The organism is Rahnella ecdela, assembly GCF_019049625.1.
GTDB lineage: Bacteria > Pseudomonadota > Gammaproteobacteria > Enterobacterales > Enterobacteriaceae > Rahnella > Rahnella ecdela.
Genome location: NZ_JAFMOY010000113.1, coordinates 68,055 through 88,211, shown reverse-complemented (window position 1 = coordinate 88,211; position 20,157 = coordinate 68,055). Strand labels below are relative to the sequence as shown.

The 20,157-nt window shown below is 51.2% G+C and carries 18 protein-coding genes, 2 tRNA genes, 1 pseudogene and 1 riboswitch; of the genes and pseudogenes, 12 read left to right on the top strand and 9 right to left on the bottom strand.

The window, feature by feature from the left end:
- The 5 genes and pseudogenes from J1784_RS05690 to J1784_RS05670 all read left to right on the top strand — a co-directional run.
- Positions 1–120, top strand: a pseudogene (locus tag J1784_RS05690) (IS30 family transposase); the annotation flags it as partial.
- 135 nt (positions 121–255) lie between these two features.
- Positions 256–330, top strand: a riboswitch (Fluoride riboswitch).
- A gap of 99 nt (positions 331–429) precedes the next feature.
- Positions 430–1,332, top strand: coding sequence for a manganese-dependent inorganic pyrophosphatase (locus J1784_RS05685; RefSeq protein WP_217148397.1), 903 nt, complete (start codon positions 430–432; stop codon positions 1,330–1,332).
- A gap of 3 nt (positions 1,333–1,335) precedes the next feature.
- On the top strand, positions 1,336–1,764 hold the full coding sequence (locus J1784_RS05680) for a universal stress protein (RefSeq protein ID WP_217148396.1): 429 nt from the start codon (positions 1,336–1,338) through the stop codon (positions 1,762–1,764).
- A gap of 14 nt (positions 1,765–1,778) precedes the next feature.
- Positions 1,779–3,059 carry a phosphopyruvate hydratase gene (eno, locus tag J1784_RS05675; RefSeq protein ID WP_217148395.1) on the top strand — a complete coding sequence of 427 codons (1,281 nt, stop codon included), beginning with the start codon at positions 1,779–1,781 and terminating at the stop codon, positions 3,057–3,059.
- 52 nt (positions 3,060–3,111) lie between these two features.
- Positions 3,112–3,291 (top strand): hypothetical protein, encoded by a 180-nt coding sequence (locus tag J1784_RS05670; RefSeq protein WP_217148394.1) that lies wholly within the window; start codon positions 3,112–3,114, stop codon positions 3,289–3,291.
- Positions 3,292–3,435: 144 nt separating this feature from the next.
- Here the strand turns inward: J1784_RS05670 and J1784_RS05665 are convergent.
- Positions 3,436–3,511, bottom strand: a tRNA-Asn gene (locus J1784_RS05665).
- A 262-nt stretch (positions 3,512–3,773) separates the two neighbouring features.
- Between J1784_RS05665 and J1784_RS05660 the strand changes: the two genes are divergently transcribed.
- From J1784_RS05660 to J1784_RS05650, 3 genes are all read left to right on the top strand, one after another.
- Positions 3,774–4,799 carry an LLM class flavin-dependent oxidoreductase gene (locus J1784_RS05660; RefSeq protein WP_217148393.1) on the top strand — a complete coding sequence of 342 codons (1,026 nt, stop codon included), beginning with the start codon at positions 3,774–3,776 and terminating at the stop codon, positions 4,797–4,799.
- Between the two features lie 262 nt (positions 4,800–5,061).
- Positions 5,062–7,272 (top strand): catalase/peroxidase HPI, encoded by a 2,211-nt coding sequence (gene katG / locus J1784_RS05655; protein ID WP_238485408.1) that lies wholly within the window; start codon positions 5,062–5,064, stop codon positions 7,270–7,272.
- Between the two features lie 191 nt (positions 7,273–7,463).
- Positions 7,464–8,003 (top strand): DUF2058 domain-containing protein, encoded by a 540-nt coding sequence (locus J1784_RS05650; protein ID WP_217148392.1) that lies wholly within the window; start codon positions 7,464–7,466, stop codon positions 8,001–8,003.
- A gap of 43 nt (positions 8,004–8,046) precedes the next feature.
- Here J1784_RS05650 and J1784_RS05645 read toward each other — a convergent pair.
- The 3 genes from J1784_RS05645 to J1784_RS05635 all read right to left on the bottom strand — a co-directional run bounded on the left by J1784_RS05645 (position 8,047) and on the right by J1784_RS05635 (position 10,813).
- A tRNA-Asn gene (locus J1784_RS05645) sits at positions 8,047–8,122 on the bottom strand.
- A gap of 144 nt (positions 8,123–8,266) precedes the next feature.
- Positions 8,267–9,043, bottom strand: a complete 777-nt coding sequence (mtfA, locus tag J1784_RS05640; protein ID WP_217148403.1) for a DgsA anti-repressor MtfA — start codon at positions 9,041–9,043, stop codon at positions 8,267–8,269.
- Between the two features lie 240 nt (positions 9,044–9,283).
- A complete protein-coding gene (locus tag J1784_RS05635) occupies positions 9,284–10,813 on the bottom strand; it encodes an EAL domain-containing protein (RefSeq protein WP_217148391.1) in 1,530 nt (509 codons plus the stop codon).
- Positions 10,814–11,098: 285 nt separating this feature from the next.
- Here J1784_RS05635 and aqpZ point away from each other — a divergent pair, with 285 nt between their 5' ends.
- On the top strand, positions 11,099–11,794 hold the full coding sequence (gene aqpZ / locus J1784_RS05630; RefSeq protein WP_217148390.1) for an aquaporin Z: 696 nt from the start codon (positions 11,099–11,101) through the stop codon (positions 11,792–11,794).
- Positions 11,795–11,897: 103 nt separating this feature from the next.
- Complete coding sequence (locus J1784_RS05625; protein ID WP_217148389.1) at positions 11,898–12,926, top strand: alpha/beta fold hydrolase; 1,029 nt, start codon at positions 11,898–11,900, stop codon at positions 12,924–12,926.
- 90 nt (positions 12,927–13,016) lie between these two features.
- Here the strand turns inward: J1784_RS05625 and J1784_RS05620 are convergent, their stop codons facing one another.
- Positions 13,017–13,523, bottom strand: coding sequence for a phenolic acid decarboxylase (locus J1784_RS05620; protein WP_217148388.1), 507 nt, complete (start codon positions 13,521–13,523; stop codon positions 13,017–13,019).
- Positions 13,524–13,670: 147 nt separating this feature from the next.
- On the opposite strand from J1784_RS05620, the gene J1784_RS05615 reads away from it, so the two are divergent.
- Positions 13,671–14,567 (top strand): LysR family transcriptional regulator, encoded by an 897-nt coding sequence (locus tag J1784_RS05615; protein WP_217148387.1) that lies wholly within the window; start codon positions 13,671–13,673, stop codon positions 14,565–14,567.
- 42 nt (positions 14,568–14,609) lie between these two features.
- On the opposite strand, the gene J1784_RS05610 is transcribed toward J1784_RS05615, so the two are convergent.
- On the bottom strand, positions 14,610–16,241 hold the full coding sequence (locus J1784_RS05610) for a phosphoethanolamine transferase (RefSeq protein WP_217148386.1): 1,632 nt from the start codon (positions 16,239–16,241) through the stop codon (positions 14,610–14,612).
- Positions 16,242–16,598: 357 nt separating this feature from the next.
- Between J1784_RS05610 and lpxA the strand changes: the two genes are divergently transcribed.
- Complete coding sequence (gene lpxA / locus J1784_RS05605) at positions 16,599–17,387, top strand: acyl-ACP--UDP-N-acetylglucosamine O-acyltransferase (RefSeq protein WP_238485410.1); 789 nt, start codon at positions 16,599–16,601, stop codon at positions 17,385–17,387.
- A gap of 16 nt (positions 17,388–17,403) precedes the next feature.
- Here the strand turns inward: lpxA and J1784_RS05600 are convergent, their stop codons facing one another.
- From J1784_RS05600 to J1784_RS05590, 3 genes are read right to left on the bottom strand one after another with little or no spacing between them, the layout of a single operon-like run.
- Positions 17,404–18,426: a DUF2891 domain-containing protein gene (locus J1784_RS05600; protein ID WP_217148384.1), complete on the bottom strand. Its 1,023-nt coding sequence runs from the start codon at positions 18,424–18,426 to the stop codon at positions 17,404–17,406.
- An 11-nt stretch (positions 18,427–18,437) separates the two neighbouring features.
- Positions 18,438–19,388, bottom strand: a complete 951-nt coding sequence (locus J1784_RS05595; RefSeq protein ID WP_217148383.1) for a DUF979 domain-containing protein — start codon at positions 19,386–19,388, stop codon at positions 18,438–18,440.
- Positions 19,385–20,074, bottom strand: a complete 690-nt coding sequence (locus J1784_RS05590; protein WP_120508151.1) for a DUF969 domain-containing protein — start codon at positions 20,072–20,074, stop codon at positions 19,385–19,387. The genes J1784_RS05595 and J1784_RS05590 overlap by 4 nt, the downstream gene beginning before the upstream one ends.
- Positions 20,075–20,157: the final 83 nt, after the last annotated feature.

The window sequence follows — 20,157 nt, the reverse complement described above, 5'->3', positions numbered from 1 at the left end:
GTTCACAGCCAGCTAAGACTAAACAGTGTTGCCAGGCAGCTCAACGAGAGGCCAAGAAAAACGCTAGACTATGAATCACCCGCAGAGCGTTTTAACCAATGTGTTGCATCCATCGGTTGAACTCACAGCCAGAAGCGGACATTGATTCTTCATCTTGTATTAAATACGGTCGGCAAGAAGACAATCAGAAGACCTCCATTCATATTAATATTTCATAGAATGCACATTGCACAGTGGTAGTTTTTCACCTATATTCGTAAGTAAGGTGATGGTGTTCCACCTTTCCCAACCGCCGGACTGCCCAGTTCGGATGATGACGCCTGATATACATTTTTGCTTTTTCTCTTAGGCACGTATGTCAGGTACTCTTATGAAAAAAATCTATCTTTACTCGTCTGTTACCGATCTTCCTCGTCAGAGGAAGCCGCTATGATCCGTGTTTTTGGTCACCTCAATCCCGACAGTGACAGCATCTGCAGCGCACTCGTTACAGCAGACTGGCTTCAACACCTCGGAAAGCACGCTACCCCCTTCAGGCTTGGTGACATTACCCCTGAGACGGCGTTTATTCTGCAACAGGCCAACGTGGAAGCCCCTCACCTACTCAAAGAAGACCTGAGTGGAAAACAGGTCTGGCTGGTCGACTTTACGGATTTGGAGCAGGGTCCCCCCTCTTTAGCTTTCAGTGACATTGTGGGCATCATAGACCATCACCGGTTAGGTACGGTCATCACACAAAATCCTCCGGATGTCTGGATACGCGCTGTCGGCTGCTCTGCCACCGTACTCTGGCAAATCCTTAACCTTGAGTATCACCAGCACATTTCCTCATCGCAGGCCACACTGATGTTGGGTGCGATATTGAGTGATACTGTGGCGCTCACATCCCCAACCACTACCGCTCACGACAGGGCTGCCGTGCAGGCGTTATCCTGCATAAGCCAACTGAATTATGACGCCTTTGTGGAAGGGCTGCTGATCGCTAAAACCGACATTGCTGGGCTGACACCCGACCAACTCCTTATGAAAGACGCCAAGCGCTATCAGATTAACGGTAAGTCGATATTGCTTTCACAAATTGAAGTGGCAGGTATGTCGGCAACGGACGCTGTGCTCCCTGACCTTCTTGTCGCGTTAACAAAAGAGTGCCAGTCCTGCCATTTGGACATGGCTATGTTGGCCGTCACGGACATTTTTCAGAAAAACTCAACGCTATATTTCTCAGAAAATAATGCGCTCGATCTCACATGCCTTTCTCTTCCAGGCGTTATCAGTAGGAAAAAAGACATACTCCCGTGGTTGACGGGCGCGCTCTCAACCTCGTCGAGGTAATTAATGCCAATCTATAAACATGCTCTGATATTGCTCAGTGATGAAACCGACGGCCAACTCCTGCTGCAGGGGGTTGCAAAGGGGTTCCACGAACAAGGGACGGTGATCACCCTTGGACACCTCTCTTCAGATTATCGGGAGTTAGACATTGCTTCTGACTCATTAACCAAGGATCGCCAGTCGGCTGAAATTATTGCGGCCAAAGCGATGCTTAGCCGGTTGGTTGAAGCGGCGAGCTTTCCCGTGGATGTGAATGAAATCGTAACCATCAGTCGCTTTAAGGACGTCGAGGCCTACGTTAAAGATTCAGCTGTAGATTTGGTGATTATGGGACATAGAAACAGGCTGTTCGGGATGCTCTCCTCCCATTCAATTGAATTCATCAACCACCTGACCGTCGATGTGTTGATTAAGCATATTACTACTCACTGATATTCGAGGTTTATATGAGCTTTACTATTGATAAAATTGTTGCACGCGAAATTCTGGATTCACGGCGTAACCCAACCATAGAAGTAGACGTCACAACCCAGTGCGGCTCTACTGCAAGAGCATCAGTCCCATCAGGAGCCAGTACCGGTTCTCGCGAGGCCATTGAGCGCCGCGACGGTGATAAAGCACGCTTCGGTGGGAAAGGCGTTCTCAACGCAATCGAAAGCGTCAACTCCGAAATTTTTGACAGCCTTAAAGGGCATGATGTGCGCGACCAGCGCGGCATAGATAACATCATGATCGCCCTCGACGGGACGGATAATAAAGCGCGTCTTGGGGCAAATGCTATTCTGGGGGTATCGCTTGCCGTATCGAGGCTAGCGGCTCAACTATCGCATACGCCTTTGTACCGTTACCTGGGCGGAATTGGGGCAAATCTATTGCCGGTGCCCTGTATGAACATCATTAACGGGGGTGTCCATGCGCGCGGACAAGGGGCAGACTTTCAGGAATACATGATTGCCCCCTGTGGTGCACCTACGTTCAGGGAGGCCGTGCGCTGGGGTAGTGAAGTGTATCAGGCACTTCGTCAGGTTCTTCTTGAGAAGGGATTATCGACCGGCGTGGGGGATGAAGGCGGTTTTGCACCGGCTGTTTCTTCAAATCGCGAGCCTCTGGAGCTGATTGTGCTGGCCATTGAAAAAGCAGGTTACCGCCCTGGTGAAGACATTGTTATCTGCATGGATCCCGCCTCCAGCGAGTTCTACAGTGATGGTAAATATCATCTGCGCACAGAAAATGCCGAGCTGACCTCACAAGAAATGACAAACTACTATCAAACGCTGGTGAAAAACTTCCCTATTGCCCTGATTGAAGACGGTCTCGCTGAGGATGACTGGGCGGGATGGAAAATTCTGCACGATACGTTAGGAAATCAGTTAGAACTGGTTGGCGATGATCTGTTTGTGACCAATGTGAAATATATTCAGCGCGGTATTGATGAAAATCTTGCCAACGCCGCACTAATTAAACTCAACCAGATTGGTTCCCTAAGTGAAACTTTTGACGCGGTTCAGCTTTGTCATGACAACAACTGGGGTACCTTTATCTCACACCGCAGCGGTGAGACAGTGGACAGCTTTATCGCCGATATGACAGTGGCCATGCGTGCTGGCCATCTTAAAACAGGGGCACCGTGTCGTGGTGAGCGTATCGAAAAATACAACCAACTCATGCGAATTGAGGATGAGCTTGGCTCGTCGGCGAAGTTCGCAGGAAAGTCAGCCTTTAAATAACTTCAATGAGTGAGTAACCCTGGCGGCTATGCCGGGGTCATAAGGAGATGTAATGAAAGCTCACGTTTTTATTATTTCTATGCTGACCGGCATTGTCGCTACTTACGCAGTTTTATTCCTGGGATACTTTTTTACCGGCAGAACATTACCCACTGTGGGAGTCTTGATTATTGCACTTGTGGTAGGAGCCTCTGCGCAACAGTTGTCTAGGCTGTTAATGTCCAACAGATAACATCCAAGACGCATTATCTCATCTGATACTGAAAACTAATATCCACATCATGAGGCTAAAGCAATAACTTCTGCTTTTCGCTCATAGAAGACATCCCACAAACAAAAAGCCCGCCTAAGTTTCCTTAGGCGGGCTTTTCTAAATTGGCTCCTCTGACTGGACTCGAACCAGTGACATACGGATTAACAGTCCGCCGTTCTACCGACTGAACTACAGAGGAATCGTGTGAACGGGGCGCATGATAACGGGGGATGAATTCGGGATCAACGGTTTTTTTGTTTCTGCGTTTCGATGGGAGACTTTTTGTTCAGGTTATTAAAAAATAAGCAAAAATGCCCCATGTCCTTCAAATAAACTGAACCGCTTTGTTAAACAACTGATATTTATTCTCATCCTGAGTCGCGTAAAGTAAACGTATTATTGCGCCAGACCTCACAAGACCGGCTGGCACATCGCTTTGCGTACTTTGAGGATGAATTACGATGAAAAAAATTGGGTTTTTATCTTTTGGTCACTGGACCCCATCGCCACAGTCTGGCACCCGCTCGGCGGCGGATGCGTTGCTGCAATCTATCGATCTGGCTGTTGCGGCGGAAGAACTCGGCGCGGACGGCGCGTATTTCCGCGTCCATCATTTTGCCCGTCAGCTCGCTTCTCCGTTCCCGCTGCTGGCGGCGGTAGGCGCAAAGACCAGCAAAATTGAGATCGGCACCGGCGTAATTGATATGCGTTATGAAAATCCGCTGTATATGGCGGAAAGCGCAAGTGCGGCGGATCTGATTTCCGGCGGTCGTTTGCAGCTGGGTATCAGCCGGGGTTCGCCGGAACAGGTGATCGACGGCTGGCGTTATTTCGGTTATCAGCCAGCAGAAGGTGAAACGGAAGCGGATATGGCGCGGCGTCACACTGAAGTGCTGCTGGATACGCTGCGCGGTGAAGGTTTTGCGAAACCGAATCCGCAACCGATGTTTCCAAATCCGCCGGGAATGCTGCGTCTTGAACCGTATTCTGAAGGTTTACGTGAGCGTATATGGTGGGGCGCGGGATCGAACGCCACCGCCGTGTGGGCCGCGAAGCTGGGTATGAATCTGCAAAGCTCGACGCTGAAGGATGATGAAACCGGCGAACCGTTCCATATTCAGCAGGCCAAACAAATCCGCGCATATCGGGAAGCCTGGGCCGAAGCCGGGCACTCACGTACACCACGGGTCTCGGTCAGCCGCAACATTTTTGCCCTGATGGATGACCGTGACCGCGCCTATTTCGGCGGCAGCAATAATGACGGAGATAAGGTCGGTTTCCTTGATGAGAAAACGCGCGCCATTTTCGGGCGCAGCTATGCGGCGTCTCCGGAGTTTTTGATCGAGCAGCTTAAAAAAGATGAAGCGATTGCCGAAGCCGATACGTTATTGCTCACCGTTCCGAATCAGCTCGGCGTGGATTACAACGTGCATGTGATTGAATCAATACTTAAACATGTCGCGCCTGCAATGGGCTGGCGTGAATAATCGCTGAAGAAAGTTTTAAGAAACAAAAGCCCGCCGGACGAAACTCAGGCGGGCTTTTTTCATTTTGAGACACTGGCAGAGAAGCCTCTGCGATTAAGTGGCTATTCTATAATCAGAGTTAAAAATTTTTTGGTGATAAAACCCGCAAAAATCACGCATAAGTCCTAAGGCAAAGTCTATCAAATACATAGGGTGATCCAGATGTGAGTTGTTCAAAACCGCGTATAGAGTAGCAATGAGACTACATAACAGGAGTGTGAGCATGAGCAGTTCTATTGATGAAGAAGCAAAAGACGCAAAGCCAATTGTTGAAGCAGACAGAGAAGCCGGTGCCGGCAAATGTCCATTCCATGAAGGAAACACCAATAAAGCCTCTGGCGGCGGGACAAATAATCGTGACTGGTGGCCAAACCAGCTCAGGGTAGACCTGCTGAACCAGCACTCAAATCGCTCAAACCCGTTGGGCGAAGCGTTTGATTACCGCAAAGAATTCGCCAAATTAGATTACTCCGCATTAAAAGCCGACCTCAAAGGGGTGCTTACTGCTTCGCAGCCCTGGTGGCCGGCAGACTGGGGCAGTTACATCGGTCTGTTCATTCGTCTGGCATGGCACAGCGCCGGAACCTATCGCTCTGTTGACGGACGCGGTGGTTCAGGTCGCGGTCAGCAACGTTTCGCGCCATTAAACTCCTGGCCGGATAACGTCAGTCTGGATAAAGCGCGCCGCCTGTTGTGGCCGGTGAAGCAGAAATACGGTCAAAAAATTTCCTGGGCCGATCTTTATATACTGGCGGGTAACGTGGCGCTGGAAAACTCCGGTTTCCGCACCTTTGGTTTTGGGGCCGGGCGAGAAGACGTCTGGGAACCGGATCTGGATATTAACTGGGGCGATGAAACTACCTGGCTTGAGCATCGTCATCCTGAAGAACTGGCGAAATCACCGTTGGGCGCAACAGAAATGGGGCTGATTTACGTCAACCCGGAAGGCCCGAATCACAGTGGTGATCCGGCTTCGGCAGCTCCGGCCATCCGCGCGACGTTTGGCAATATGGGCATGAACGATGAAGAGATCGTCGCGTTAATCGCCGGGGGGCATACGCTGGGTAAAACGCACGGGGCAGGTGATGCCAGCAACGTGGGCGTTGACCCTGAAACCGCACCAATTGAATCGCAGGGGCTGGGCTGGAAAAGCAGCCACGGCAGCGGTGCCGGTGCGGATGCCATCACGTCCGGTCTGGAAGTGATCTGGTCACAGACCCCGACGCAGTGGAGCAATTACTTCTTCGAAAACCTGTTTAAATATAATTGGGTGCAGACCCGCAGTCCGGCGGGTGCAATTCAGTTCGAAGCCGCCGATGCGCCGGATATCATTCCTGATCCGTTCGATACGAATAAAAAACGCAAACCGACCATGCTGGTGACAGACCTGACGCTGCGTTTTGACCCTGAATTCGAGAAAATTTCGCGTCGTTTCCACGGCGATCCGCAGGCCTTTAACGAAGCTTTTGCCCGTGCATGGTACAAACTGACGCACCGTGATATGGGGCCGAAAGCCCGTTATATCGGGCCGGAAGTGCCAAAAGAAGATCTCATCTGGCAGGATCCGTTGCCGGTTCCGGTGTATCACCCTACGGGGGCTGATATCGCGCAGCTGAAAGAAAAAATTGCGGCTTCCGGTCTGAGCGTCAGTGAGCTGGTCTCGGTGGCGTGGGCGTCTGCGTCTACCTTCCGTGGCGGCGATAAACGCGGGGGCGCGAATGGTGCGCGTCTGGCGCTGCGTCCGCAAAGAGAGTGGGACGTCAATGCCGTTGCAGCCCGTGCACTGCCTGCTCTGGAATCTATCCAGCAGTCATTGCAGAAAGTGTCTCTGGCGGATGTCATTGTGCTCGCCGGTGTGGTGGGTGTTGAAAAAGCAGCGAAAGCGGCTGGCGTCGATATTGAAGTGCCATTCACGCCGGGTCGTGTGGATGCGCGTCAGGATCAGACCGATATTGAGTCGTTTGAATTGCTGAAACCGAAAGCAGATGGTTTCCGTAACTATCGCGGTGAAACGGCGAATACTTCGACTGAAAATCTGCTGATCGACAAGGCTCAGCAACTGACCCTGACCGTGCCGGAATTAACGGTGCTGGTGGGCGGTTTACGTGCGCTTGGCGTTAACTACGACGACAGTAATCTGGGCGTGTTCTCGGAGAAAACCGGTGAGCTTAATACCGATTTCTTCTCGAATCTGCTGGATATGCGCACCGAATGGAAACCCACGGATGGCTCCGGCGAGCGTTTCGAAGGCCGGGACCGCGTCAGTGGAGAAGTCAGATTTTCCGCCACCCGCGCCGATCTGGTATTTGGCTCGAATGCCGTATTACGTGCAAACGCCGAGGTTTACGCCAGCAGTGACGCCAAAGAGAAGTTCGTGAAAGACTTTGTTGCCGCCTGGACTAAAGTGATGAATCTGGACAGATTCGAACTCTGATCTCTTCGCGGTTATTAAGTGACGCTTAGAAAAAGCCCGTTTGAGGAAACTCAGGCGGGTTTTTATGATCTGGTCCCGATGAAAGGCTTTCAAACATAATTTGCGGGGAATTCAGGTTCGGCAAAGGGAGTACAGCGCCCAAACTTACAGGTATAATCCCCCGAAATTATTTAACGGATTTAGAAACGACAATGACAAAACTCACCTTACAAGAACAGTTGCTGAAAGCAGGATTAGTCAGCAGCAAAAAGATGGCCAAAGTCGAGAGAACGGCGAAAAAGTCACGCGTTCAGGCGCGCGAAGCCCGTGCGGCTGTGGAGGAAAATAAAAAAGCGCAGCTTGAGCGGGATAAGCAACTGAGCGAAGAACAAAAGCAGGCGGCTCTGTCAAAAGAGTATAAAGCTCAGGTGAAACAGCTGATTGAAATGAACAAAATCGTCATTTCAAAGGGCAACATCGATTTTAACTTTACCGACGATAAGCTGATTAAGCGGATCGCCGTGGATAAAACCACTCAGGCTCAGCTGATTAGCGGCCGTCTCGCCATTGCCCGTCTGGTTTCTGAAAAGAGCGGCGAGAGCGAATACGCCATTATCCCCTCCATCGTGGCAGATAAAATCGCGCAGCGTGATGCGAACAGCATTGTATTAAACAGCGCACTGAGTCAGGAAGAGCAGAACGAAGACGATCCGTATGCAGATTTCAAAGTGCCAGACGATTTGATGTGGTAAAGCAAAAGCCCGCTTAAGTTTCCTTAAGCGGGCTTTTCTAATTTGGCTCCTCTGACTGGACTCGAACCAGTGACATACGGATTAACAGTCCGCCGTTCTACCGACTGAACTACAGAGGAATCGTGTGAACGGGGCGCATAATATCCAGAGGGCTGTGGAGTGTCAATGGCAAACTCTTCAAAAGTGTCTGACTGCTCACCAACTAATCAACATCGCCATAAATGGTCGCTTTTGTGTCAGAAAAATGGGTTTAAACTCGTGTTTTAACAATCACAACGGTGACCACGAAGTTGCCTTGCCAGCGGGTCCTGCTGATAAAAACGGGTGAAATGGCCGTATACCAGCGGAAAACGTTCCGAAAGCAATTCTGGCGCACTAAAGAAATATTCGGAAAGTACGGCAAAACATTCTGCCGGATCGGTCGCTGCGTAAGCATCCATACTGGCGGCTTCTTCACCAACGGTATCAATTTCATCCTGCAAATTCTGCATCGCCGCCTGTAAATCATGCTCCCAGGCCACCACTTCACGCAGCGGGATCGGCGGAATACCGCTCACTTCGCCGCCGTTTCGCATATCAAGTTTATGCGCCGCTTCGTGGATGATCAGATTAAAACCGGAGTTATCAAATGAGTCTTCGATATCCTGCCAGTTCAGTACAATTGGCCCCTGATCCCAGCTCTGACCCGCGTGAATTTGCGAACCGGCATGAACCAGCCCGTTTTCATCCTGCCACGGAGAATCGACGACGAAAGGCGAAGGGTAGAGCAAAATTTCATGAAAACCATCAAGCCACGATGCACCGAGTTCCATCACCGGCAGCGCAAAAAGTAACGCAATGCGTGCCTGCATCTGTTCAGTCAGCACAATGCCCTGCAACGGAATGAGGCGTTTCTGCTGCAAAAGCTGACTGGCGATTTGAATCAGGCGCTGTTGCTCTTGCTCGTTCAGGGAGGATAACAGCGGGATATTCAGAGCGTCATTCCACGCTGCTGATTTCTCAATTTTCAGTTCATTCGCTTTCCACGGCCACTTAATCATCATCTTGCTCGCAAAGTGATCATTCAATTTATCAGCAGGGTTTTGCCTCAGACTACACCAATACAAGTAACTTCAACAAGTTAGGCTCGTATCCGGATAATTCTGAGTGGATGTTACACATCATGAGATTTTAAGCAAAATGCGCACACGTCTAATCAGACGTAGCTCACGTTATTATTCTAGTCTCAGAGCGCGCAATATGCCCGCCGTGTCGAAACGCACAGCGGGCGCGGGGAAGAGTTAGTGCCTGATCCACTTTTCGATAAATTCAGACGGATCAACAGGCTTTCCGAAAAAGTAGCCCTGCAGGTATTCGAGGCGATAGGGCGCGAGATAATCCACTTGCGTTTGCGTTTCGATACCTTCTGCCACGATGACCATTTGCAGGCGTTTGGCCAGGTCAATAACGTTATCGACGATATGTCCGGCCAGCGCATCGGTGCCAATCCGGCCGATGAAACTCTGGTCAATTTTCAAAATATCGATGTGGAATTGTTGCAGGTAAGCCAGGCTGGAATGGCCGGTACCAAAGTCATCCATGGCGATCAGCACCCCCATCCGGCGCAGCGCGCTGAACAGGCTGTGGGTGATGTCGGAAGGTTCAATGAGTTCGCGTTCCGTCAGCTCCAGCACCAGATTGATCGGGTTGTCCCTGAAGGCGTCAATAAAATCTTTGCAGTCTTCGACCAGCGTCAGATCTTTAAAGTGGCTGGCGCAGATATTGAATCCGAAATGGAAGTTTGCCGGCAACTCAGAGGCCAGCGGTCCAAACTGATCGCGTACCTGCGCCATCATCTGCCGCGTCATCGGCACAATCATCCCGCTTTGTTCTGCCAGAGGAATAAACTGATAAGGCGGGATCAGCCCCAGCTGCGGATGCTGCCAACGCATCAGAACTTCAGCGCCGGTGATTTCATGATTTGTGCCATCAACGACCGGTTGCAAATAAGGAATAAACTGTCTTTTTCCCATCGCATTTTTCATCGCAGAAACCGGGCCGCCCAGGCGACCGAGCAGCGCATAGGTCATGAACGCAATAAAGATGCTGACCAGCGGGAATAAGATCAGGCTGACGGTGGCGTAATCAAAAACATAACGCCAGTGATCGCTCTGGCGGATCACCAGTCGCATTTCATAAGGGTAAAACGAGGACTTCAGTGACATTTTTTCGCCATCTGGCCAGGTTTCAGAAGTATGAATTTTGCCCTGGCTGTCCATCCAGCGGTCGCCCACCTGTAAAATCAGATACGCATGAGTACTGAGTAATTGCAGAATATTATGCAGAAAATAACCATCGACACCGACCAGTACGCCGCTGCCGTTGACGTCATGTCGATAGGCAATCAGCGGATGATCGGGTGTCACCACATTGCCGCTCATCAGCATCAATTTTCCGCCGATGTAATTGCTGGTCGAGATGGTGTCATCGCGCTCACCGAATAAAGAGGCGCAATAAACAGTGTGCTGGCGGTATAAATTGACGGTTCTCACATTGGGGACTTTGGCGACTTGCCAGCGTAATGCCTGAATGGTCGCCTGATCACAAGGTGAGCCGATCAGATTTTCCACGGCACCCGAGGCAATCGCGGCGTTATCCAGCGTCATGTCCACCAGTCTCACGGATTGTTGCAGACTGGCGCTGACATCACGCCGCAATCCCTGCGTGGTTTGCCACGAAATAGCCAGTATTCCGACCGCTGCGACGGCCAGAAACGCCAGCAGTGAAAGGCATATCCGGATATAAGGGCGGTTTAACCAGTTTGAGGCCAAAGAGATATCCACCAGTGAGAGTCAGAGAAAGAAGTTTCGTATTGTTAATATAACCTATAATACTGTTAACCCATGTTACAGCAGCATAAGAAGGTCAACTTCACGCCAATGATAAGCCGGTCTTTTGAAACAAATAATGAATGGGACATTGTTCAACCATATTCTGATTTTTTCAATTCTGTATTTTTCTAATTTTGTAAGCGTATTATCCCGGATTCGCGTATGGTGCGTTAACTTATTACGCTATTAAGCGAAATTTTTAGTTTATAAATGCAGGGGTTTTGTATGTTTAGGAAATTATCGGCTGAGTTTATCGGTACTTTCGTTTTAGTCCTGGGTGGTTGTGGTAGTGCAGTTTTAGCAGCGGGTTTTCCCGCACTGGGCATTGGTTTTGCCGGTGTTGCCTTGGCGTTTGGTCTGACTGTATTAACGATGGCATTTGCTGTCGGCCATATTTCCGGCGGCCATTTTAATCCGGCGGTAACGCTGGGATTATTTGCCGGCGGGCGTATTCCGGCCAGTGATGTCGTGCCTTATATTATTTCTCAGGTACTGGGTGGGATTGCTGCTGCGGCGGTGTTATATGTCATTGCCAGCGGTCATGCCGGTTTTGATGCGACCGGGAGTGGTTTTGCTTCCAACGGTTATGGTGAGCATTCACCGGGTGGCTACAGCCTTGCTGCGGCGATGGTGTGTGAAGGTGTGCTGACCGCTATCTTCCTGATTGTTATCCATGGGGCAACCGACAAACGCGCACCGGCAGGTTTTGCGCCGATTGCGATTGGTCTGGCGCTGACCCTTATCCACCTCATCAGTATTCCGGTGACTAACACGTCTGTTAACCCGGCGCGCAGCACGGCAGTTGCATTGTTCCAGGGAACCTGGGCTATCCATCAGCTGTGGATGTTCTGGCTGATGCCGATTGTGGGTGGCATCGTGGGCGGTCTGATATACCGCTGCGTACTGGAATCAAAAGACTAAGTCAGTTCGTGCGGTTTCAGTTTTATCGGGTTTTCCTGACGGCATAAAGTTTGTAGCATAAGACTTTATGCCGTCTGTCAGTTACCGACACCAGGACTATCCGATGCTTCCCCGTTTTAAAGTGCTTCTTTCTGCCGCTGTTTTCTCATTATCTCTGTCAGGTGCAGTCTTTTCCGGCGCAGCGCTTGCCGCTGATGCGCCGGGTTACGGGCCGCAATTACAGGGTTTTGACTATCCTTTTCCGCTGAAAAATTTCTCCTTTAATTCGCAGGGTGCGCCGCTGCAAATGGGCTATCTCGATGTGCCGCCCACTGGACATAAAAATGGTCAGACGGTGGTGCTGATGCACGGCAAGAATTTCTGCGCCGCGACCTGGGGCGACACCATTTCTGCGCTGGTGAGTAAAGGTTATCGGGTGATAGCGCCCGATCAGGTCGGGTTCTGTTCATCGACCAAACCGTCCCATTATCAGTACAGCTTTCAGCAACTGGCGACAAATACCCATGAGTTGCTGAAAAGTCTCAAGATATCCAAAGCGGTGATTGTCGGACATTCAACTGGGGGGATGCTGGCGACGCGTTACAGCCTGATGTTCGCGCCGGAAGTCTCGAAGCTGGTGCTGGTGAACCCGATTGGTCTGGAAGACTGGAAAGCCAAGGGCGTACCGTATCGTACTGTGGATCAGTGGTATGACCGCGAGCTTAAAACCTCCGCCGACAGCATTAAACAATACGAACTGAAAACCTATTACGTGAATAAGTGGAAGCCGGAATACGACCGCTGGGTGGATATGCTGGCCGGGCTGAATAACGGGCCTGGACATAAACTGGTGGCCTGGAACTCTGCGCTGATTTACGACATGATTTTTACGCAGCCGGTGGTTTATGAATTCAAAAACCTGCGCGTGCCGACCACGCTGATGATCGGTACTGCCGATACCACTGCGATTGGCAGCGACATCGCGCCGCCAGCGGTAAAAGCCAAAATCGGTCATTACAATGTGCTGGGCAAACAGGTCGCGAAAATGATCCCCCATGCGAAGCTGATCGAATTTAAAGGTCTCGGCCATGCGCCGCAGATGGAAGAACCGGAAAAATTTAATGCGACATTGCTGAAAACGCTGTCGCGCTGATGCAATTATTATTTCTTAAACAATCAAAACCGCAGCCTGATGGGGCTGCGGTTTTTTTATCGAAAAATCAATGGCAGGGATCAGCGGAAATTAACGCAGATTGTCCGGGAAATTAGCGGGCAGTTCGCTTGCTGCGCAGTCGATCACAGTATTGTTATCCGCACCGCAATCACGCACAAAGGTGATGGTCGCGAATTCGTCGATGACTTCCGTCGGATATGCCGGACCGGCATCACGGTAAGCATTCATCAGCGGAATGTGATCGTTCTGGAAGCAGACGGTTTTTTCCGGATTATTGATGACCCAGCGTGGGAAGAAAATGGTGCCGTGGAACACGTTATCGCCCAGATTAACGATCAGGCTGACGTCGGTCCCGGTCGGCTCGGTCCATGAAATTTTGTAGACGTCTGACGCCACACGTACGATATACGCCTGCTGATCTTTCACCCAACGGTTACCCACAATACCACTGTGAATACGGTAATCCAGGGTCTGTGCGTTTTTGACGTAGATTTCATAATTCCAGCCGTTGTCGTAGGTATAAACCACGTGTTTGCCGACGAAACCGCTCAGGTCATGTTTATCAAATTTGCTCATGGTAATGCTCCTTAACTCAGCGTTGGAATGAAACGTTTTGTTTCGATGAGAAGAAGTTTACTCGCTAAAAAATTGATAAAAAAACGCTGGTTTTAGATGAAAAACATCTATTATTCCGATGTGAATGGGAGCGAAAGGGAAGAAAAAATGGCGCTACCGAGAACCACGATCGAGCAATGGGTGGTGTTACAAACGGTGATTGAGCAGGGGAGTTACGCACAGGCCGCGTCGGTGCTCAACCGCAGCCAGTCCTCAGTCAGTTATGCCCTGAGCGGATTACAGGAACGCATCGGTTTACCATTGCTGGAAATCAACGGCAGAAAGGCCACGCTGACCGAACAGGGGCGCGCCTTACTGGCGCAGGCGACACCGCTGATTTCGGCTTTTTTACAGCTGGAACATCGGGCCGCCGGGCTGAAGGGCGGCGTGCGCACGGAGCTGAGTCTGGTCGTCGACAGCGTATTTCCTAAAAACAGGCTGTTCCGCGCGCTTAAACACTTTCAGTCGCAGTTTCCTGACACGCGGGTGCATCTGACCGAGATTTTGCGCGGCGAAAGCCTTGAGCAACTCAGCGAACAATCGGCTGATTTGTACATCACCACGCTGGCGCCTGAAAACGCAATTTACGGACATTTTCTGCTGGATGTGGATTTTGTGCCGGTGGTGAAAAGCGACCACCCGTTATTATCTTTGCCCGTGCCGCTGACCGCACAGGACCTGGCGCGTTTCCCGCTGATAAGCGTGGCTGACCGTCATGCGCCGCCGGAAGATAAGCATCCCGCTGGCACGGTGGCACACTGGACATTCACCACGGTCGGAGCGGCGCTGGAAGCGATTGCGGTGGGCGTCGGTTACGGCTGGTTGCCGCTGGAAAGTGTGGATAAAGCGCTGGAAAACGGCCTGCTCAGCCGCCTGATGCTGTCGGCCAGAACGGTGCGGCAAACGTCGCTGTACATGGTGCTGGATGATGAAACGCAGCGGTATGATCAGACGGTCAGTGCGCTGGCGAAAAGTATTCTCGAGGAGTGCGGTTTGCTGCCGTGAAATCCGGCAGCAAACCGTTTATGAACGTCTGTTGAGTTCAGATCAGTGAGACGCTTTACAGGCAGCAAAAATATCCAGCTGTGGGTCGTGTTCTGACGTCTGCACATTCATCGCGCTGAGCACGGTATGGAACAGATTGTCCTGTGACACATCTTTGTCTGCTGCGTTGGCTTTCAGGCATTGCATGTCAATTCCCTGCGCTTTCGCATAGTTTTCAGAAAGCCAGAATAGCATCGGCACATGTGTCTGCTGAGCCGGTGCCACGCTGTAAGGGGTGCCGTGCAGGTACAGCCCATTTTCACCCAAAGATTCACCGTGGTCAGAAAGGTAAATGACCGCCACGTTATATTTGTCCTGATACTGCTTCGCCTTTTCAATCACCTGCGACACCAGATAATCGGTGTAGAGCAGGGTGTTGTCATAAGTATTGACCAGTTGTTCCTGTGTGCAGTTTTCAATGTCGCTGCGCGGACAGTCAGGTGTGAACTTACGGAATTCCGGCGGATAGCGTTTGGAATACGTCGGCCCGTGACTGCCAATCAGGTGCAGGGCAATCAGGGTATTTTTGCCGTCGTTTTTAATATCGTCATCGATATTTTGCATTAGCGCCATGTCGTAGCAGGTGTCGCCATCACAATATTTGCCGTCTTTTTTAGTATCGATGATCACGTTAGGCACGCGGTCACAGACACCTTTACAGCCTTCGTCGTTATCTTTCCAGAAAACGGAAACACCGGATTTATGCAGGATATCCAGCAAACCCTCACTGTTACGGGCGCGGTTAGCGTCGTAGCTGGTGCGTTTCATATTCGAGAACATGCACGGCACGGAAACCGCCGTTGCGGTACCACATGACGTCATTTTGCTGAAATTGACTACATCAGGAATAGCCTGCGTGTACTGGTTGGTCGGTTTGTCATAGCCGTTCCACGACTGGTTTTGCGCCCGCGCGGTTTCACCGACCACCAGGAAGACCAGATTCGGTTTCTGACCCGGTTGCTGCACCAGTTTTGCATCGTTTCCTATCGTCTGGAACGGCATTTTCGGTGTGAAGTAACGGTGATTCATGTACTGGAAAGCGCTGTACAGGTAGTTGGTCGGGACAATTTCCAGATTGAGCGTGCGGTTGTTACGCCCGACTGATGCGTAATCTTTATAGAAAACACCGGCCACCGACGCCACCACCAGCAGTGAGACAACCATCGATACCAGCCGCACAACCAGGCGGCGCAGCGGCGTTTTCTCATAGCTGACCGGCGTCAGGAATAACAGAATCGCAGGCAGGATGCCGGTAAACACAAACCACAGCACTACTTTCAGATTGAGGTACGACGCCGCCTCAGCCGATTGTGTCTCGATAATGTTTTCGATCATGCTGCGGTCAAAAACGACCTGATAGGTCATCATCGCAAAACTGGCCAGGGCGCTGACCGGCAGCACAATGATGAAGAAGGGCTTAAGCAACGGGCGGAAGCTAAACGGGGTGAAGACAAAGTTCAGTGCAGCAAACAGCACTACCGGAATGGTCAGCGCAAAGGCCAGGTTATACGCAGGTAACGCATGAAGAATGCGGTAAAAGTGCAGCAGAATCGGCAGGTTGACCACAAAAGTGAAGTACAGCGTTAAGAGCAAGGTCAGCTTAAAATAGCTGATTTTTGGCAATAAGTAGCGCAATGCAAACTCCCAAAAGGGTATGAAAAGCAAACGTAATGTGAGGCAAACATAACGTGTTGAAATGAATGGTTGCATCATATGAGTTCAAGCTTAAGAAAGCCTTAAGGGAAGTGTCATAAATTTTTAACGTGATGAATTTTTAGAAAAGGTTCAGAAAATAAATAAAAAATAGTTGGCCTGTTTTTTTCGCCAAACCCCTTATCCTGTGCGGTATAGCGGGATGTTGTTTAAATATAAACAACTTCGTTTAAGCCTTTCTGAGCGCGTTTCCTTCCGTTCATTCTGATCTTCCCTGATTACTCCTGACACGTTTAATTTACCACTGGCGGCATACCGGCTGTCAGAAGGACGTTTGTGTTGATTTCATCTTCGGCCACCATTGCGGCCAGCAGTATCATCGAATCTGATGTCATTATCGGCCCGCATGTCGATATCGGGCCTTTTTGTATTATTTCCGCCGGTGTGAAAATCGGTGAAGGGACAACCATTTCTTCGCATGTGGTCATCAACGGCAACACCACAATCGGATCAGACAACCAGATTGGCATGGGTTCTTCGATTGGCGAAATCAGTCAGGATCTGAAATATGCCGGAGAACCCGCCGGACTGGAAATTGGCAACGGCAACAGGATCGGGCATCACGCTACCTTGCATCGCGGAACCGCACAGGGAGGAGGCATGACCCGTATCGGAGACGATAACCACTTCGGGCGCGGCGTGCATATCGGTCATGATTGTCAGGTCGGGAATGCCACTTTTATCGGGGAGAACAGCGGACTGGCCGGGCATGTCGTACTGGGGAATGATACTTACATTGATACGATGTGTGCGGTGCATCAGTTTTGTGTTATTGGTACGGGAGCGCGTCTGCTGGCCGGATCCTGTGTGGTGCAGGATGTTCCTCCGTATGTTCTGGCCGGGGGCAACCGTGCGTCGCCGCAGGGGATTAATGAACTGGCCAGCAGATTCATGCAGGCAGAACACACCGAGCGGGAGGTTGTCCGCTATCTGTATGACCTGTTGTATCACAAGCAGGCGGCGGTCGAAAAAGTGAGGCTGGAGATCGGGCATCTGAGCGTTGAATATCCGCTCCTGTGCCACTTCAATGAATTCTTCCTCCGTTCAGCGCGCGGGATTGTGCGCTGAGCGGAGGAAAGGGCGGTCACGCTTCGAGTGCTAACAGTGCGAAAGTCGCCAGCCAGTGTTCGCCCATATACGTGCTGTCGAGGTGATCCAGCGCGCTGTGCAAATGCGCCTCGGCGGTCTGGTGCAGCAGCGCAGAACGCGGATCACCGGCAGGCAACGCGCCCGCCAGGGAACGCTGGCACCACGCGCGGCTGAGATTGAGTCCGTCGAGGTGGCCGATTTTGCCATCATTACGGTCAGTCACTGTCGCAGGGGTGAAAAGCGTCGCTGGCTGGCTGTGTGCCAGGTCAGGCAGGAAACGCCCGAACCAGGTCACAAAGGCCTCGGCAGGTAATACGCGGCGCATCAGCTCAGCTTCCATCAGCGAAGGTGAAAGGAATTCATCACCACCCGGCTCCCACGCCTGACAATGTACATCTTCCAGATGCCAGCGCAGCGCCGTTTCCTCTATGGTTGAGGCCAGCGCAGCGTGTTTCACACTGCGCGCATAATCGAGCGTTAATGCCAGAGCAAAGGCCGTATTAAAGTGACTGCCGACGCGCAGCGGATACGTGGCTTTAGGCAGGAAATCGGCAAAGCTTTGCTCAAAGAAGCGACTCATGGGTGCCAGCGTTTTTGCCCATCCTGCAGCCTGCGGCAGTGCCATTTCATGCAGTTGCTGTGTCAGGGCCAGAAACCATGCCCAGCCGTAAGGTCGTTCGAATCCGTTATGTTGCGGCTGTTGCAGGTAAGCCATCTCTCCCGCGACATTTTCGGCGGTGAAATGCGCCGTCACCACGCTCACGATTTGTTCAGCTTCTGGCAGGTCTGGAAAACGGTCGAGCAGGCGCAATAACAGCCAGTATCCATGCACGCACGAATGCCAGTCGTAACTGCCGTAAAAGATCGGATGCAGCTGGCGCGGAGTCTGCGCATCCGCCGCACTGCTCATGGCGTGCATGATTTTATTTGGATACTCACGCGTTAAATGGTTCAGCGCCAGTGAGGCAAAACGGGACGCCATTTCCGGCGTCAGTTTCAGTGTCGGTTGCGTTGTCATCTTTTCCCTTATCAGAAACGGAATACAAAGAGATACATAAAAGCGGTGTTGACCAGTAACAGCAATACGCCGGTTTTCCACTGCGCTTTGATCACGCCATTTTTGTCCTGCAATTCAAGCAACGCTGCCGGAACAATGTTGAAATTGGCAGCCATCGGCGTCATCAGTGTTCCGCAAAAACCGGATAACATCCCGATAGCGCCCATGATGGCCGGGTTCCCGCCAAGTTGGTTAACGATGAGCGGCAAACCGATACCGGCGGTCATCACCGGGAACGCAGCGAAACCGTTACCCATAATCATGGTGAACAGCGCCATTCCGAAGGTATAGGCGATAACAATCGCCAGCGGTGACCCCAGCGGGATAATGTTTTTCACCAGTTCCGACACTACGTCGCCGACGCCTGCCAGCGCAAAGAGTGCACCCAGAGCGGCCAGCATCTGTGGCAAAATTGCCGCCCAGCCGACGGTATCCATCGTTTGTCCGCCAGCTTTAATCGCTTTGAATGGAGAATCGCGCAATAACAACAACGCGACAATAAATGCCACCAGCGTACCGATCACCAGCGAAATCAGCGTGACGTTTTTGGTTTCCACCAGCGGTGTGTATTTGAGCGTCAGGGTACCAATCAGTGTCACAATGGGGATTAGCAGGGCAGGAATAAACAATTTATTCCCAAAACGCTTCGCACCCGCCTCACGTTTTTCCACCATTTCCGGCTGATCGTTATCGGTTTTACCTTTCCCGAGTTTTCCGGTACCGGCGATGACGGCCAGTAAAATTGCCATGCAGCCGGTAACGAAATGCGGTAACTCTGCCCCAAACAGGAACGTAATACCGTAAACGCCCCAGAACAGCGCGTTCACATAACGACGTGAATTGCTTTTATCGCGCAGGTTAAAGAAGGCGTATGCGCAGAACATCAGTCCTGCGAGGATATAAACAGTTTGTAAGGTGATCATTTCGCTGCGCTCCCGTGTTGAACGTCAAAACGTTTTGCCAGTGAGCGGTCAAGCAACCACATACGAATAAAATGGATAATCAGTGCGGCAATTGCCGTCGGAATCGCCCAGACGGAAAGATGCAATGGCTCGACATTAATGCCGTACTGCTCGAGAAAACCTTTAATCAGCAGAATGGACTGTACCGCGATGAAAATATCCTCACCGAAAAACACCGCAACGTTATCTGTAGCCGCCGCATGAGCGCGAATTTTTTGACGCACATCATTGGGTAAGTCGCCGTATTTGGTGGTGGCAGCCGCTTCCGCCATCGGCGCAATCAGCGGGCGAACCATCTGGGCGTGGCCGCCCAGGGAATTCAGCCCCAGCGCGGCAGTCATCTGGCGCAGGAAGAAATACAACATCAGAACGCGTCCGGTGGTGGCGGCATGGACTTTGGAAATCAGATGTCGCGCCTGTTCCTTGAGGCCGCTGCGTTCAAGGATTGCAATGACCGGAAGCGTCAGCCAGATCAGGCCCATATAACGGTTATCGGTGAAGGCTTTGCCGAAAGCGCTGATGATCTCAACGGTATGCATACCGCCCGCCAGCCCGGTAGAAATACCGGCGACGGTGACCACTAATAATGGATTAAACCGCAGTGCGAACCCCAGCACGACGATAGGAATACCAATTAAAACCCACATGGTGTGTCCCTCAATGATGTTGTGAATGTTTTATATTTATGATGGTTCTCTGTCTGGTGAATACACCGGTAATAACCCTGTGT